Here is a 17,680-nt window from a genome sequence, read left to right as displayed (position 1 = left end):
TGGCGCGTTTCATCTGATTCGGCAGAGTTCACGGCGGCCCGTTTCAAGGAACCGGGCAGGTGGACCCGCCCACACCGAGGCCTACCCACGCCTCGACGTCTTCCGATCTGATCGTTTCCCCTTTGTACTCAAGCGCGTAATGCACGCGGCCCCGACCGTCCGGCCCCAGGTTGTTGTAGTTGTAGATGGGCAGAATGTGAGTTTGGTAAGGCTTGATGTCCCAAGTAAAACCGTTTTCCGCCTGGGCCTGGGTGATGGTGATCTCTTCGGTCTTTTTCGCAGCCGGTATGTCGGTGTCTCCATCGCGTTTGGCCAGCGCCGTCCAGACCATCGTCACTCTGCCACCTTGGGGCAAGTACTTGGTCAGCGGTTTGACGGTAACCCGAAACGCCGGATCGCCCGTAGGATTGCTCGGGTCTTCCCACAACGATGAGCAGTTCAACCAACGGCCTTGCATACGCTCGAACTGAGCCGACTCAGGCACCTCGGTAACGGCATCCGCAGCCACCAGCGCGGTGACGGAGCGCTGCTCGTTACCTGCGTCTTCGGCTTTGCGAATGGTGTAGTGCACTGGCAGTTGGGCTTGGTTGCCCGCCGCGAGGATGTACGACCAGGGGATTTCCACCGTGATGGGCGAAGTGTCCGTGGTGTCGACCACATACGTGGCTTCCTTGACCAAGGTGCCGGCCCAGTAGAAGTTCACCACCTCACCGCTCTTGGCTGGCGTATAGAGCGTGAACAGAAGGTCTGCAGCTTGACCGGCATCGACCCGCTCGAGTTTGTTGTCGGTATCCGAGGTCTTGCCTTTGACGATGGGCGCCACCAAAGCGGCGTTGATCGGGTCGGGCCAAGTCGGATCGGGATCGGGGCGGGGTGGGCCGACGACCGAAAAATCGACGCTGACGTCGACGCTTTCAGGTCCATAGGGAACGCCATGGCGCAACACTCGGTAGCTAACAGTCGTCACAACTTCATCGTCAGCCGTACCGTAGGCCTGACGCAAGTGTTCGGAGGGTACCCGGATGACCAGAGGGAAGGGCCGCGAACCGATTTGCTCGGTGAAGGGCGGTGCCGTGCCCCACGTGACTTCCACGTCATCGGTCTTGCGATGATTGGCGAACGCCGGGATCTCGACATTGACGCTGGCTTGCGCATCCTCCAGATCGATCAGGCCGTCGGCAGCCAAAGGCACGACGGGTTTCTCGAGGGTCTGTGGCAGGGCACCGAGGTTGACGAAGACTTCGGCCACTTCTGAAATGCGGCTGCGGTTGGTGGCTTTGTCGAGCAACAGGTAAACGACATAGAAGTGGCCGTCACCGCGTGCTTCGACTTCCGCTTTGGGGATCAGCACGGTGCGGTCGGTGGGCACTTTGCCGGTTGCCACAGGATCGGGATAGGGCGCTACGGGTACGGTCGCGGAATAATAGAGTGCGTAGCTATCGCTTGCGACCCGCCCTGGATACTCGGGGAGCGTCAGTGGAATGCCGTTGGGATTGGCAACGAAATAGGCATCGGTGACCGGGCCGCTGGGCAAAGAGACCGGTTGCGGTTCGACCTCGCCCCAGGGTGGGGTGCTGTCGCAGATCAGAGGAATGGCGTTGGAGATGTCGCTATTGAAGTTATGGAACAAGACAGAGTAACGCAACTGCAACCTACCGTCTCGCACCAATTCGTTCTTGGGTACCGTGACGGTCGCTGGAAAGTCGCTCTCGGCATTGTACTGGTGAGTTGTGCCAACGGGCCTGAACGGCCCTACGGCCCCCGCGCCATCGACGTTCGCCAGTTCCAACTGCAAGATATCGTATTCGTCGTAGCCAGGCTCTGGCAGATTGGGCCAGCCGGCGATGACGACTTGCAAGTCTGCGCCCAGCACGTCTTTGTTCAGGGTGCCATCGCTGGGGTCGATGATACCGGGTACGTTGGGATCAGGCAGGACGGTCAGCTGCGTAGCCTGCGTTTGAACACGTTTTTTTTGGTAGTCGACGCGAACGGCTGCGGCACGTTCGCGGAAGAAGGTTTTGCTCATCTGGCGCGCTCCGACTGGGTAAGGGATGTGTCCGATGCAAGAGCAAGACGGAAAGGCCGATGCTTCCCAGAACTTGAGAGAATGCTAGCGTTGGGGGGACGCTGGCTGAAACTGGTAGAAATGCTAGGTGGGCATGAGGGGACAGGACAAAACCCGCTTTCGAAAGCGGGTTTTGTTAGGGGCGTTTTTATCAAAGGCTATAACGTTGAGGACGACCGAAGCGACCCACCATCAAAATATCCTCTGGCAAGTCCGACTGGCCAAATCCTTGTTTGCCGAGGCGTCGGCCTATTTTCACCATGGGTTTGGGTTGCCTGCCTGGCACAGTAGCAGTCTGCGCCACAGCTGTAGGCAGCCCTGCCTGACCGACACTTGCCGCCACAGAACCCCGAGCGCCACGCTCGAAGAATTTCGTCATCACGGTCTTGCCCATGGTCGTGATACCCGACGCCACACCCACGCCGATACTGGCAAACCCAAGATACTCGGCCCACTTCCCTGCCGTGGGGTCGTCATTGACGGTTGCAACCACATGCGCCCCTGTGCCGGCCACTGCCAGCACGGCAGTGGCCGTGTGGAGGACAGCCGAAAGTACGCTCGTACCCGCGAAATTGGCGACAAGTCCGCCAAAGAAGCCGACATTCGCCCCGGCCGCCGCTGCGCTGCCTGCGGTGGCCACCGCCGTTGCCGCCCCCGCGCCGAACGCGCCCACCGCTGCCAATGAGGCGCCTGCGGTGAATACCGCGCCGATCGTGGCAGCGACGGCCACGGCCACCCATATCCATTTCATCGAGTCCCCGCCTGTCTTGGTTCCCAGCCAATTCGGATCGTCTTCGTCCAAACGCCTTTGCCGGCCCCACGAACCTGTCGCGCTATGGCCGGTAGGGTCGCGCAAGGTGACCGGGTTACCCAGGCAGTAGATGTAAGGGTTCAAGCCTCCGGTAGCGAACGGGCTTTCCGAGTCCGGGCTGTTGAAACGCATCAGTGCCGGATTGTAGGCGCGGTAGCCGTTGCCCAACAGGTACCAGCCACTGCCCGCGTCCAGCGCTTCGCCGTTGAAGCCCAGGTCGCTCTCCAGTTGCGAAGCGCTGGAGCTCTGCCCATGCGCCAAGTAGATGGCAGTACGCACCGCCCCGGCCTTGCTCTCGGCCATGACGCTATGGGTAGCGCTGGTGTGCAACAACAGGGTAGCGCCAGGATCGTCGCTCTGAACGGCCAGCGGCAGATCGGCATGCCGACAGTACCGGGTAGCGGTCGCGCCGCGCATGGCCAGGCTGAGTCGATCTTCTTCGAACCACAGCAAGGCCTCCTCGTCGTCATCGGCGGTACTGGCCATCAGGCGGCTCAGACCGTCGTAACGGTAACGGCTGGTGCTGCCGACTTCCAGCAGACGGTTCTGGCTGTCGTAGCGCAGCGCGCGACCTTGCTCATCGACCTGCAGATTGCCGTTGGCGTCGTACGAAAATATCAACTCCAGCTTCGTTTGATCGGCTCGGATAAGTGTCAGGCCCGTCAATTGACAACGATCGTCCTTATCGTAGGTGTACTGGGTTCTGGCGCTGCTAGCGTCGGCAAATGTAGTCTGGCCGGTGGTGATGTTGTCGAGCGCATCGAAACGAAACACCTGCTTGGTCACCGATCGTCCCTCATCGTCTTCAGGCAGGTGCAGGCCGCTATAGTCGACGATGTTCAGACGGCCTTTGGCATCGTAGAGGAACTCCTCCCGATGCAGGACGCTATTGCCTTCCTGCAGCTCGCGTGCCTCCAGCAGGCCATCTTTGCCCCATGTTTGCTGGAATACTTTGGGCGGTTGCCCATCGAGTTGCTGGGTACGACGGCATTCGCGCCCATGCTCGTCGTATTGGACATCGGTGGTCAACGTGCTGTGGTTGGCTTGGTCGCAGCAGGCGGTACGGGACACGCGGCCCAGCGAGTCGTATTCGAACGTTGCGACCACATTGCCCTGCGCGATGCATTGGGTGCGGCCCCGCTCATCGTAGCTGTGTGTGGTAACGACCGCGCCTGCATCCGTATGAGTCGCGAGCAGACCTTGAAACGAGGTGGCGTACGAAGTGGTCAACGTGTCACTGCCAGGTGTTATCCAGTGTTCATGGGTCATACGGTTGTTCAAGTCATATTCGTATTTACGCTGTCCCTGCTCGTTGCAGGCGCTTGTGAGCAGGGAGGTGATCGGGTGGTAGTCGAAGATGGCCTGCTCGTCGACGGCGCTGCTGGAAGTCGGCAAGGGCGACAAATCGAGCTTGTAGGTGTAATTGATGGTTTCCTTGGCGGCGGTCGTCATGGACACGGGCGCGGATTGCCCAGGCTTGTGCAGGAACTGTTCGAGCCGTTTGCCGACACTACGCGAGACCAGCCGATCCAGACCGTCAAACTCCTGGGTACCGACTTCATAACGGGGTTGCGACTCCACGTTGCTGATCACCACGATACTGACGGGTAAATCCGCCTCCGAATGCGCAGCGTATCGCCGTTCGATACGCGTCTCATCGGGCAACAGGTTAGCCGTCATGCGTGAGAATGCATCGTACTCGAATCCAGTTGTGAAACCGCGCTCGTCGGTTTTGCCGAGGCACCGACCCAGACCGTCATAGGTCAGCTTCTGTACAGCGACCGGTGCGTCAGCCAAGTCTAGCCGTTCGATCAGTTGCGGTTTCTCGAAGACGTTGATGGTGCTTCTGACCTTTTCGCTTGTGAGCGTCTGCCTGGGCGCCTGAAGCCAGCGGGTCTTGAACACATTGTTGTGTTCGTCGGTTTGGGTTGGGTCGAAGTGAAGATGCTCCTGCACGCCGTCAGCGCGCAAGGTCATGCTGCGCTCGCCCCATGCGTCGTAGCGGTATTCGGTCGTCCGCCGCTGCTCCGTAGCCAGCAAGGGCTGCCCGCCCAGCCCTAGATGCTCCTGCACGCCGTCGGCGCGCAAGGTCATGCTGCGCTCGTCCAATGTGTCGTAGCGGTGTTCGGTCGTCCGCAACTGCGCCGGTGGCGGGAAAGCCTGCCCGTCCAGCCAGTCGTATTGGCTGGTCGCCAGCTCCCGACCCCAGGCGTCGTATTGGTTCTTCACGGTAGTCAAATGCTTCTCAGGTTCCGCCGGGTCGAGATGGTCACGGGTTTGCTCGACTGTCCTGCCAAGCCCGTCGAAGTGATGCGTGGTCATCACGCCCATGCTGTCCGTAGAGCGCTGTTGGGCCTGCTCCTGCTCGGTGGCGCACAGGTGGTAGGCCTCGCTACGCAATGCTTCGTGGACGCTACCGGGCGCCACGACCTGGCGAACCATGCGCCTCAGGCCGTCGTATCGGGTGAATCGGGCCACGTTGTCCTCATCGAGGTCCAACAGCATCTCGCCGGTCGACAACGAGAAGCCCTGAGCTGTCGTTTTTTGCTTTTCATCGTAGCCCTTGGTGGTTTGCTGAGTGCGCAACACGCGCGCTTGCTCGAACCACTCGGGTGCGGCGTTGGCGCTGCGACGGTCCTGTGCAACCAACCCCAGCAAGCTGTCCCAATCGATGGTTTCGAAGGTGTATGCATATTCGATGAGCGTGTCCAGGGTGGCCTTGGCCTCACTCTGGTCAACCGTTCCACATGGAAAGGCCGACGCGCGCGCGCGCAAGCGGCCATGCACCATTGGCGCGTCTGGCGCTGCGGTTTCCTGTTCGTGGGCGTAATAGCTGTAGTGAACCGTATAGAGCTCGTTCTGGTCGGCGAACGTTTCGCTTTGCAAGGCCGTCCAGTATTGCTGGCCGCTGCCGGCAACGCTGTCGGCAAGTACGCCAAGGTGCTCGTATCGATAGGTGGTGGTCAGCGTGGGGGCTTGGCCCGAATGGCCGGTTGCGGGTGTGACGACCTTGCGCTTCAAGTGCCTGACGAAGCCTTCCGGATCGCCGGGATAGCCGTCCTGCGCAGCCGTGTACCAAGTGGACGTTTCCACCACGCCATTGGCTGCCTGGTAAGTCAGCAAGTTGCCATAGTCGTCGTAGGTACTGGCGACGCGGTCCGAGCGCGCCTGCGTGGCGTTGTCTTTCAAGCGCCAGCGCGTCTGGACAGCGTGGGGCAATTGGCAGTTTTTCGGTTGTTCGCTGAACAGCCCGGGGCGCAAGTTGTAGGTTGTGATCTTTTCGAGGATGTTGTTACCCACGACGGTTTCGCCATCGTCGCTGAGCAGGCTGCCGTGGCAAGTCGCTTCGCGGGTCACCAGGTGGAATTTGTTGAAAGTCCGCTCGATGCTGCGCACCGGTTTGCCCTCGACCCACAAGGTTTCGGTAGTGCCATAGTCGTAGTCCATGGGCTTGCGGAACAGGTTGTCCAAACCGTCGTCTTTCCAGTCCAGCGACGCGTTGCCACCGAGGAAATTGTGCTGGTCTTTCGAATAGGTGTAACGCGTGTCGATCATAGGCTGGCCATGGCCTGGACGGTTGAGGTGCTGCGTTACCCGGGGCAGTGGATCGAGGCCGGAGCCAATTGGAAACTTGTGCCCCTCATCTTGATAGAACACTTCTTCGAAGCCGCCGGTGGGCGTGTGCACCTGGTCGATGCAGTCCATGTTGCGTAGCCTGTTGTACTTGAGCCGCCAACTGGCCTTGTTTTCGGTGGGCAGTTCGATACGCCCGACCTTGCGGTCTTCATCCACCAGCACCAGGGTGTAGGAGGCGCTGCCGGTGTCGGTCCTGAAGGTCAGCGTGACCAAAGCGCTTTCTCGGGTGATCTGCAACAACGTGTCGCCGTGCATGTCGGTGACTTTGCTCAGCCGCGGGATGCCGTCGTTGAAGTTGACGTATTCGAGCTTGATCCATTGGCCTTGTTCATTGAACACCTGCACCGGCAAGGCCCGACGATGGCGGAGGCTGCCTTGGGACTCAAGCATTTCGACCTGGCCCGAACGGTGCGCCAAGCGCCAGCGGCTGTCGGATTCCTCATACAGATGGAAGCTGTCGATTTTCTTTTCTTGCATGGCCAGCTGGTTGGTCGCGCCGACACGGCCGGTGGCTTTGTAGGTCTCGCCGCTGGCCAGGGAAACGATACGACTCTCGAGGTCTGGATCGAACTGCGACAATTGCAGGTTCCAGCCCTTGCCGTATCCAGTGTCCTGGAGGTTGAGCGGGCTATAGCGCAACGCCAGCTCGAAATCGGGGCCGAGCAGATCGTTGCCCCTCAGCGCGGGCAGCGCGATAGAAAGTGTGTAAAGCCCGGTACGAGGATCCACGCCATTTTGCAAATGGCTTAAGAAATTCAGCGCGTTTGAGCTTATATCAGATGTGACCGTCATGAGTTGTTCCTCGTATTGCCTGCAGACCAGCTGCGGTTCATAACCAACGCTACCAAGTCATTGAACCATTGCCACCTGATAAAACTACCAGTTTCGAAGGCCCTTCATCAGGCGTACAACTGTTGGTGAACGGCGCATGCACACACGCCTGACCGCATTGAAGAAAACCCGGTTTTTCATCATAAGCATGGAGGCTCATTCGAGCGTGATGACGTACAGAGCGTTAAAGTCGCGCCCAGTAAGTCGTTGAACCAATCGCCTGTCCACAGTGCAGTCAACTTGTCTTGTCAGCATTGCTCGTCATGTCGCCTGGCGCGAAGAGAGACCCCACACCCAAGGCAAGTAGGTGCTTAAAGATAATGCCGATGTCGCATAGAGGAGACGATCCAATGAATGATTCCCGACGGGCGTCCGGTCAGGATAAAGACCAGGTCGAGCGCCACAGCACGGTGTTGCCGCTGCCCATCGTTCCCGCATTGGAAGGCGATTCGGTCGATCTGGAAAAGTTACAAGGGCAGCCGCTCTTCACGTATATAAAGTTTGATGGCTTGGAAATCGGCGACGAACTTTGGCCACAGTTTTTCGGTCGCGGTGCCGGGGGCGAAGTGGTCGACCGCGAGCGCACGCCTGTGCAGGTGCAAGATCTCGAGCCCGATGGCAGCTTCATGGTCGACTTCAAGAACGAATTGCTGACGAGGCTTGACGGCGGCACCGTGTTCTACTCCTACGCGAAAACCATCATCACCCGCGATGGTGCGGTTGAGCGGTATGCGGAGGAACAGTCGCCACGCCTTCTGTTTTATGTCAACAAACCGATTTCGCCCATCGAGCAAGTATCCGCGCCGCATGTTCAGAACAGTGACGGGTTGGTCATCGACCTTGCACGGATCACTGGCAACTTGGTGGTAGCGGTAAGTGCGTTTCCGGCAATGGCGGTGGGGGATACCGTCAAGTTGACTTGGACAGACGAATTTTTCGATGACACGTTTTCTAAAGTACTCAAGGAAGAGGATCTGCATCGCCCTGTAGTGTGGTCCATTGACCGCTCCACACTGGAGTTGGCCGGTGATTGGTGCGAGATCAGCTACACAGTGGTCTATGCCGACAGCAGCCCCTCGGACCCGGTAAGCCAGTCCACTGTCCAGCGCTTGACCATTGTGACCGGCTTGCCACCCCAGCTTCCAAGTCTGCCGCCACCTCAAGTGCAAGGTGACGCCGACGAATACCTCGACCCAGACCAGTTTCCGGACGGGTTGATGGTCGAGATTCCGGATTACGGCATGCAATACGCCGACGATGTGTTGCTGCATGCAATGGGCGAATCCGCTCGGCGCGTCAGCGTACGGGTTGATCGGACCTTGATCGACAGTGGCCGGCTACGCTTCTCGATCCCTGCTCAATGGTTGCAGGCCAATCTGGGCCAGACGGTGAGCTTCGCTTACCAGTGGGCCAGACCAGGAGAGGCGGCCGACTCGGCCGCGCTCGAACTGACCTTGCGCAAGCCCCTGGTGCTGAAACTGCCTATCATCGAGGGCGTCACGCCACAGGACCCCGAGCCTCCAGAACAACCGGATCCCGATATCGAGCAATACGGCTTCATCCTGCCTATCCGCCTCATCACCGGCGCCAATGTGCGGCTGCCAGAGGTCCCAGGCACCGATTGGGGCAAGGTGACCATGCATTGGGACGGCTATGGCGAGCTGGGCAAATACAGCACCAGCACCCCCGTCGTAGACGACAACCTGCGCTACGTCATTCCTGCTTCGGCCGTCCCGGCGAATCTCGGCAGGCGCGTGAAGGTGTACTACACCGTGGAGCGTGCGGGTCGGGCAGTGCAACGATCGCCCATCTATGGGTTGAGAATCGAAGATTGGGACTCGGCGGACTTCCAACCTGTGCAGTGCCCTGACGCGCCGAACGGAAAGCTGTCGCTGCAGTCCATCAAGGACGAAGTGCTCTTCACATTGAGCAACAACAGTTGGCGATTGTTCGATCAGGGCCAGATCGTCCGGGTCTGGGTTGTCGGCAGGCCCAAACCGCAGTATGCGCCCCTTCCGCCTGAAGTCATTCGCGATAACGTCGCGATTTCCGCGGACGAATACCAGGCGAGGAAGTTGGTGATGAAATTACCAAAATCCCATGTGGAAAAGTTGCAGCTCAATTCGACCATCGAAGTATACGCGTCGGTCAGTTTCGATGGCGGTGATAGCTTCAAGCCGATCGTGCCGGCAGATATATTCCTGGAAGCATGAAGTGATTGTGCGCCCCTGTTCGGGTATTTCGCATGCAGCACGACCCCGTTACCCGCTCCAGTGACGAACCGCGTATTCGCACTGTTGGCCGCGCCGCATCGCCGTGAAGATGACGGGCTTACGAAGGCCATGTATTGCAGCCGCTGCCCATCAGCGAACTTGAGGCCGCAGCGCGTGGTAGCGGGGTGCACCAGCTTTAGAACAATCAGCCTTGAAGAACGTTCAAGGCTTCCCTCGCTGAAAGGCAGCCGCGAGTGAAGTGTCGCCACCGGTAGTTGCGTACGCCTGATCATGCCAGCCCATACACTGTGCATGCATATTGAGTTGCGTGGAGAGACCGATCGGCACTGCTTGCTCGGCAAGAAACTTTTCTCGGAACCTGATAGAAGGATACCGTCATGGCGGACTATTCACTGGACCAGCTTATCGAATGGATGAAAGAACAACCGCGCACGCTCGGTTGGGGGATGATCTGTGCGTTTGATCGTACCCAACTCAATACCTTGCTCACGCAAGAATACATTCGCAGGTTCAAGACGTCTTCTTATCTTGATCCTATCAGCGGCACCATCCCCAATGGGGACGAGCGTCGCTTCGCCTTGAAAGACTTTACCCTCGACCGACCACGGCTGTCGTTCGAAAATGTCGACCTCAACGATTCCAAGGCGCGCTTGCGTATGCGTGTCGTGGGCGGCACCCAGCTTGGACTGAAAAATCTGGGCGGGCAGTGGTATACGCGGGAAATCCGCGAAACCAGCCCCTTGCAGGGCCCGGAACTCAGTTTGAATCTGCGGCTGGACCAAGTGCCGGGCGTCGTGGGCGACCAAGGTGAACTGCGTCTGGATTTGAAATACAGCGACGACTTCCGCATGACCGTCTCGGAGGATCGGATCGAGCAGAATCTGGTAGGGGCTTATTTCCAGCAGAAGTTCGCCGCCCTCGATGACGAAAAACGAGTGTTTCCCATCGGGCGTATCGAGAGGGGTGATAACGAGCTGCTGCAACCCCAGTCGTTCGTCATGCGTACCCAAGCACGGCGACGTACGGCGGACGATCCCGAGGGCGCGGTGCTCGGCTTCGTGCGGTGGAAGGGTGATCGTGAAGGCACCCTGCCAGCACCAGACTCTGGTTTCAGATACCTGATACCCAATGACGGTAATCGTTCCACAACGGTACTGCTTGATGCCAAGCGGGTGCTGCTGAGCTTGGTAGCGGATGCATTCGCGAAGAAAGCAAAAAATCCAAAAGACGTTGCCTTCGAAATCCTTCACGACAGTCAGGGCCTGTTTCAAAGCTTGGAGGGAAGGGGAGGATCCATATCAGTTCCATCTTGGCGCGGTACTGCTTCTTACGATGGGGATTTTTTTGATAGGTTTTGGGAAACGAGAGCCTCTTATGAGGTCAGTGAGTCAGATTTAGCACTGACCCATCGGCTGAGGATATCCATCCCCTCTCCAGGGGTAGTGAGCTTTCGATTCGATGCCGTTGACGACGTTCATGTGTCGCTCACTGACGTAGACGACCTTACTGGGTCTTTCGGTGAGACACTGACCGCTGCTGGTTATGATAAGACAAATCTCGTAGCTCCTGATCGCGTCACATACAGATTCTCCATAGAAGCCTCTTATCGTTTGACTGATGACGGAGGCGCGAGTTTTGAACGAGAAAACTTTACTGTCCGGGAGTTGATGAATCCTAACATTTACTGGGGCAGAATTGACAAGCCGCAAGGGTGTGATGATAATTTTGTGTGCTTAGTATTGTCACGCAAGTTGGATGAGATCGTTAGTTGGATTGCACGAAGTGCAGAAGAGAATCTTAGTTCCTCGTTGTGTGGCGTGGGTTCGATTTTTAGATCGATCCTGTCGTTCGAGTTTCAACTTTCCCTGTCCATCGAGACCTTATTGCTCGATATAATCAAACTTAACTTCGGAAGTGCGGTCATCGCCGACGAGCTACGCGCCCCGAACGACGTTGGCGTTTTCGGCCGAGTGAATCCTCGAACGACCTCCTTTGTCGTCAGCCCTGTGGAACACAACTTGGTCGCTGGCACGACTCGGCAATTTGCCGTTACCCCGGCAACCGGTGACCTGAGATGGTCGGTCGAACCCATCCTGGCAGGCGTGTTGAGCGAACAGATTGGCACCATCGATCCGCAAACGGGTTTGTACACAGCGCCGACCGCCGATTCGTTCTCGGGCCTTTTCGTCAGGCTGCGGATAACTGCCACCAGCCAGGGCAACGGTTTCAGCAGCTCGGCACTGGTCACCGTGCTGCGCAATGCCCTGCAAGTCAATCCAGTGGCCTACGTGATGCAAGCCAAAGCAACGCTCAGCTTGGAGGCTGGATACCTGGGCGAAGCCAGCCGACTGACGTGGGCGATCAAGGACGCCTCCTTGGGTGGAGTGGTGGCAGGCCAGGGGTTGACTGCTCAGTACATCGCACCTCAGACGATGCCTCCCTCGGACCCCGACGACCCTTATGACGCTGGGCTGGCGTTCATTGCCGACGAGGTCGAGGTCCGAGACGCCGCCAGTGGAGTGCTGAGCACCGCAGTGGTGATTGTCGAATCCGCGACCAAGTCGCCGATGTTGGTAACGCGTGAAGTCGATCCGGCCACTGGCAGTGTGCAACTTGTCGCGTTCATCAATGGCAGACCGCGGGATCCGGCGAAAGTCGAGTGGGATGTGCGCCATGGTCCGGGAACGTTCGGCAATACCAATGGCAAACCAAACGGCGTCTACACCTGCGGCCCGAGCGGGGACCAGACGTTCGCCCTCTTGACCGCCACCTACCGCAGCGAAGACGACGGCGTGTTCGAAGGCTACGTATTGCAGCCGTTACCCATCAGCGAGCTGGAGGCGGCGGTGCGCGGTACCGGGGTCTACGAGCTTGCGAATGCCAACAAGGAGGATCGACCATGAAAAAGATGAGCAATCCAGCGCTCACCCAATGGATGCAACGCAATCCGGATCTTCTGGGTTGGGACAGCATCACGGCCTTGCCACTGGCGCAGGCCAATCGGCTTTTGCAACACGACTTTCTTGGCCGGCTAGGCAGCGGTCAAGACATGACAGGGATTTCAGGCGTCATCGAAGTCGAACAGACCGACCTGGCCTACCACCTGGCCGGCTACCGGGTATCTGCGCTGAGCATGGATGTCGGCCGCGCTACGCACGACACCGAGGAGTTCGAGGCTCAGATCCGGTTGTACGGTGGCACTCTAGTGAGAGCCGAGCAACCCTACAAGGTGCTGAGCCTTTCGGTCCATGACGAGCTAGACGGTTTGGCCGCCACTCAACAATGGATGCCCGAATACGCTGACGGCAAGTTGCACATGGACATTGCCAAAGGTGAGAACTTTAGCCTCGCCGTGAATGGCGATTCGTCCGTACAGGCAGCAGCAGGCCGTTGGCTCCAGGCGCAACTCGCTCAGCAAGACCTGGAAAAACGCGAGGTCGTTTTGGCGGCAAGCTCGTCCTGCTCTTCTGCCTTGGGTCTCGGACCTATGCGCTTGCGCGCGCAGACCGGCCCGCAAGGCTCGGCCTTGCTGCTTTTCGCTTCCTCATGCCTGGGTCGAACTGGCACGTTGCCGAGTCCCAGCGATGAGTTTCCTTATTTGTTGGAGCAGCAGGCAACCGGTGATGCTACCCAGTTGTTGACCATGAACCTGTTGTGCCGCAACAGTTTCAGCGAAGGCTTCGCCGAGTTTCTGGAAAACGCGACGGTAGAAGAGCTGAGGGACGAAAACGATGTGTTCACAGGCCTGCGTGTCACCCGCGGAACCCTGCAGGTTCCGTCCACCCGTTACCAAAGCCGTGATTACCTGTTCGAAGGCCAGGCCTTCGAGCTGAATGCGGCAGGCGGGCTGGTGGCTGAATTCGCCCAGGATCACTCCGGCCAGCGCTGGCAGGGTACCTGCGCCGTCAGCTTCACCTGCCTGAGCAAAGATGCAGACGATACAGCCGTCCCTTCCAAGTACGACGTCAGCTTCAAGCTGGACCTGAGTCATAGCTTCCACTTGCTGGCGGCTGCCGACACGGATTACAGCATGTTAGAAGGACAATTTTTCTCGCCGTGGCCGCAGGCGCAGGAAGCCACTGCCCTGCACGGTCTGCCAGGCGACATCGATGACGAGCTCAAGGCGCAGGCGGAGGATTTTGCCGCGTATGCGGTCAAGCAGGCGATTTTGTCGGCAATGGCCATCAAGCTCGACTCCCGCGCCCCAGAGCAGTGGTCGCAGAGCCTGCGACTGCTGGGTAGCGGAACATTGCAGCCCACTGCATTCGAAGTCCCGGCAGCCCTCGCCGTTTTCGGTCCCCTGCGCGCTGGCCCCGCCTTTGGATTGGCTAGCCACGAGGTGGTGCTCCTGGCTGGTGGGCAACACAGCTTCGTGGTCGAAAACCCTCCAGAGGGACCCCTGGCCTGGTCGGTGCATAGTTTACTAGGCGGCCCCACTGATCCTGGCCAGATCGATCAGCAAGGGGTTTACCGTGCGCCTGCAAAGAGCGCGTTACAAGGTCGCTCCGGTCAGGTCCTAGTCCAAGTCAGCGACGGCCTGGGCGCCACGACCGCTGCTGTAGTGACCGTGCGCCAATACCCGCTGACGGCAAATCCCTTCATCACCACGGTACAAGCGAACGGGGAATGGGTACTGACCGCAGCGTCGATGGAGGGCGGATCGCTGCAGTGGGCACATGCCAACGAGGTGCCTGGCGAGAGCGGCCTGCTCGATCCTCGGGAGCAGGGCCAGCGGTGCCATTACCAAGCGCACCCCGTTGCTACAGACAAGACCTACGTACACGACGAACTTCTGGTCAGTGGCGCTGCAGGCGGCGAGCCGCAGAGTGTCCATGTGCTGGTGATACAGCGCCCGCCAGCGCTGATGGTGGCGCTGTCCGAAGCCCCTCGAGGCGACGGTTCGCTGCAGTTCGTCGCACTGTTCAACGGCAGACCCCGTGAGGCGACATGGCGTTTGGCCGTGGGCAGCGGCCACATAGACGAAAGCACAGGGCTGTACCAGCCAGCTAGCGGGCAGCAAACCCCGGGCATCCTGGTCATGGCGACGTTCGAGAGCGAGGATTTCGGCTTGCTCGAAGGCCACCAGATCATGCCGTTGAACACCGACCGATTCCCTGCATTGAGCCGTCGGATGCTGGCGAAATCGGCACGCGTCCCTAATGAATCCAAGAGGGCTTGAACATGTCCGGTAACTCTCTCGAGAACGTGTTGGCACGTATGGACGGGGCCAACGTCACCCTGGGCTGGGGCGCCGTCGCGGCATTCGGCCGCACTCGACTCAACAGCCTGTTGCGCGACCAATACCTGCAACGCCTCAACGCTTTGCGCTTCCTGCCATTGCTCAATGCCGACATCGACCACAAGGACCATATCCGCACCCGCAGCGTGCTCAGAAAGCTGGAGTTCGGCCCGCCCACGCTGTCGTTCACGAACGCGTCGGTCAACGACTCCAAAGCCGAACTGACATTCCCCATCGTTGCAGGCACTTACCTCAGCGACTCGCCGCTGGCGGAGAACTTGTTGACGCGTTTCACCATCAGTGAGGACTTGGGCTATGTCTTGGTCGTGGACATCGACCTGAGCCTAGCCGTCGGTGAGGTCGATCGGCGTGGCAGAGTGACCCTGGACCTGGCCCAGGCCACTGCCTATCGCTGCAACCTGATGGGTCACAACGACACCGTCAATGCCTTGCTGGCCGGTGCCATACAGGAGCACTTCAGCCGATTGCAGCATCATCAAGGTCGCTTCGAGCTAGGCATGGTGGATTTCGCTGGCTATTCGCCACTGACGCCTACGCATTTCATCATTCGTACCCAGGCAGCGCCTGGCGCGCAAATGAGGGGGGCGGCCAACTACGGAGACGGCGCGGTACTGACGTTCATCCAGTTGCGGGGCAATTCCGGGGGTGGACTGTCGCCTAGCTCCAGTTTCCCCTATCTGCTTCCGGACGATCGCGACGGCGATGGAAGCGAGCGCTACACGTCCGCCTTGGTGATCGACAAAGCCATGCTCGAGCATGCCACGGCCGATCGTATCGATGTGCTCACATCATTATTGTTCCCAGCGTCGCATGACTTCGTCGAGCGCGTGCGGTTTACGCCTCATGACCTGGCGATCTTCGGCAGTATCGAACCGTCGCCCGACCTGTTGGGCGTCGATCCGCCCTTCATGGTGATCGAAGCCGGCGAGCGGCAGCAGTTCAGGTTGCGTGACCGGGCCGGTAATGAGGTTCAGGCGTCGAGCTGGAAAGCCGTTAGCCGGCAAAGCCACAGCGCCGTGGGCGATGGGGCGATCGATGCGAACGGCCTCTACAGCAGCCCCGCCGCGCAAGACCTGGGTTACCCCAGCCTGACCATCATCATCACGGCACAATACAAGGGCCGGGAAACCACCGCGCAATTGCTGGTGAAGTTCGAGCGCACGCAAATCGCCCCACGGGTGGCGGTATTCGCGCCGCAGACGCCCATGGACCTTGCCGCAACCCTTCAAGGGGGCGCAGCCATTGACTGGACACTGCCGGGCGCCCAACTGGGTGAACTCGATCGCCATCAGGGCGCGCGCGTCAGGTTCAACCCGCAAACCGCGGCAAGCAAGCGGTTGGTGAGCGTGCAACAGGTCGTAGGCAAAGGCGCCGATCAACGCCATGCGGCCCTGGTGATGCTCAATGGGTTGCAATCGCTTGTGCTGGACCCCGTCCGCGCCTTGAACCTCGAGCCTGGGCAAAAAGTCACGCTGTCCGAACGGGAACCGGACCTGCTGCCCGGTGCACAGCGACGTTGGCAACTGATTGGCCCAGGCACGCTGGATGAAGACGGCTGCTACAAGGCGGCTTCGGACAACCAACAAGGCACCAGTGTGGTGACGTGCGAGTTGGTGCAGAACGGTGTCGTGTTGGCGGCGGGTTATAGCTTGCTCGAAGTCGGTGAACCTGAGCAAGCAGAGGACCCCACCTGGACCAATGTCACGTCCTATACCGTCAAAGCGCTGGGAGGTGGGGCCAACGATACTAAAGCAGATATGCTCAACAACGGTTTCCAGTCATTGCGCGTGCAAGTGGTCATCGAAACCGAAAAGGCGGCGGACGGTCGTTATCATCGGCTCAGCTACGATGAGCGTGCCTCGATCGGCTTGAGCCTCGAGGTTTCCAAACAGCAAGTGATTCCGTTGGATGGAGCGGGCCCGAGCGAGGGACTGGAACGAGACAACATCAACAATTGGGCCACCCGCCAAGTGCCCAACCGCTTTCACCTTGCCTACGCTCAATCGGCCTCGTCTCACGAAATCCTCGATAACGAGGGTTTCAACGATCAAGAATTGGGTATCACGCGGCAGGACATCTATCTGCATTGTAAGGAGCGAGGCGGAGTGGCCACCTCGTTGTACAGCAGCTTCGTCGCCGACCGGGGAGGCATCTGGGCTTCCACGGCGACTAAAGGCGAACACAGTAAGATTGCAGTTACCCCTAAAGTTTTCCCCCCCCCCAATGAGAGTCAGTACACATGGACGCGTATGCGCGTCCAGGGTGGGAGTAGTCAAACTCCGGGGAGTCCGGATGACTTCAACTTGCACTTGGTGACACTCGATTACTGGGTGTTGGGGCTGCATGGCAGTAGCTTCGAGACGTGTCAGTTTCTACCGCGGGAAGCCGAGGGCGACCCTGTGAGTACGTCGATGATCCGTTGGGAAAGTGAAAACCCTCAAGAAATCATGTTCAGCTTCACCGGTCATATATTCAAGGACATCCATAAGGCCAGCGAGCCGAATATTCAGTTCGACGAAGATCTGCTGGAAGTGATCGACGGTAAATATGACTTGAATATCCCAGTGGATCCCATATTCGCCAAGGGGACCTTTGTCGTCACCAACCACCGGGTTATGGACTTCGAGTGGCAGAGCACGGACAACGACGGCCCCCGCGATCGACTGTCGGATCACATCGCTGTCGTGCTGCGCGATCAGCACGGCAACCCGCACTATCGGCAGATAGACTTCAATAAGGCTGGAACAACCGGGCACAGAAACGAATTGACACAAACCCACTTCACCCCTGAGTGGATGGACCCGGTCGCTCGATAGAGCGACCGATCAAACCACATGTCGAGG

The 17,680-nt window shown here is 59.0% G+C and carries 6 protein-coding genes; 4 read left to right on the top strand and 2 right to left on the bottom strand.

All coding sequences use genetic code 11. The features are described 5' to 3' along the window. Positions 1–43: 43 nt before the first annotated feature. Positions 44–2,026: a hypothetical protein gene (locus B4M43_RS17830; RefSeq protein WP_296268787.1), complete on the bottom strand. Its 1,983-nt coding sequence runs from the start codon at positions 2,024–2,026 to the stop codon at positions 44–46. Between the two features lie 190 nt (positions 2,027–2,216). Next, the gene (locus B4M43_RS17825; protein ID WP_296268786.1) at positions 2,217–7,304 is read right to left on the bottom strand and encodes an RHS repeat domain-containing protein; all 5,088 of its coding nucleotides are present in this window, start codon (positions 7,302–7,304) and stop codon (positions 2,217–2,219) included. 389 nt (positions 7,305–7,693) lie between these two features. Here B4M43_RS17825 and B4M43_RS17820 point away from each other — a divergent pair, with 389 nt between their 5' ends. The 4 genes from B4M43_RS17820 to B4M43_RS17805 all read left to right on the top strand — a co-directional run bounded on the left by B4M43_RS17820 (position 7,694) and on the right by B4M43_RS17805 (position 17,653). Beyond that, positions 7,694–9,556 carry a hypothetical protein gene (locus B4M43_RS17820; protein WP_296268785.1) on the top strand — a complete coding sequence of 621 codons (1,863 nt, stop codon included), beginning with the start codon at positions 7,694–7,696 and terminating at the stop codon, positions 9,554–9,556. A 398-nt stretch (positions 9,557–9,954) separates the two neighbouring features. Next, positions 9,955–12,480, top strand: coding sequence for a hypothetical protein (locus B4M43_RS17815; RefSeq protein ID WP_296268784.1), 2,526 nt, complete (start codon positions 9,955–9,957; stop codon positions 12,478–12,480). Continuing rightward, a complete protein-coding gene (locus B4M43_RS17810) occupies positions 12,477–14,756 on the top strand; it encodes a hypothetical protein (RefSeq protein WP_296268783.1) in 2,280 nt (759 codons plus the stop codon). Before B4M43_RS17815 ends, B4M43_RS17810 begins: the two co-directional genes overlap by 4 nt. A 2-nt stretch (positions 14,757–14,758) precedes the next feature. Next, positions 14,759–17,653, top strand: coding sequence for a hypothetical protein (locus B4M43_RS17805; RefSeq protein WP_296268782.1), 2,895 nt, complete (start codon positions 14,759–14,761; stop codon positions 17,651–17,653). Positions 17,654–17,680 lie beyond the last annotated feature (27 nt).

The sequence above is a fragment of the Pseudomonas sp. UBA6562 genome (assembly GCF_002434265.1).
Classification (GTDB): Bacteria; Pseudomonadota; Gammaproteobacteria; order Pseudomonadales; family Pseudomonadaceae; genus Aquipseudomonas.
This window is presented reverse-complemented; position numbering and strand designations above follow the sequence as displayed.

Coding starts and splice junctions, on each gene's coding strand:
- B4M43_RS17810 (WP_296268783.1), top strand. CDS start 12,477: ATGAAAAAGATGAGCAATCCAGCGCTCACCCAATGGATGCAACGCAAT.
- B4M43_RS17815 (WP_296268784.1), top strand. CDS start 9,955: ATGGCGGACTATTCACTGGACCAGCTTATCGAATGGATGAAAGAACAA.
- B4M43_RS17830 (WP_296268787.1), bottom strand. CDS start 2,026: ATGAGCAAAACCTTCTTCCGCGAACGTGCCGCAGCCGTTCGCGTCGAC.
- B4M43_RS17820 (WP_296268785.1), top strand. CDS start 7,694: ATGAATGATTCCCGACGGGCGTCCGGTCAGGATAAAGACCAGGTCGAG.
- B4M43_RS17825 (WP_296268786.1), bottom strand. CDS start 7,304: ATGACGGTCACATCTGATATAAGCTCAAACGCGCTGAATTTCTTAAGC.
- B4M43_RS17805 (WP_296268782.1), top strand. CDS start 14,759: ATGTCCGGTAACTCTCTCGAGAACGTGTTGGCACGTATGGACGGGGCC.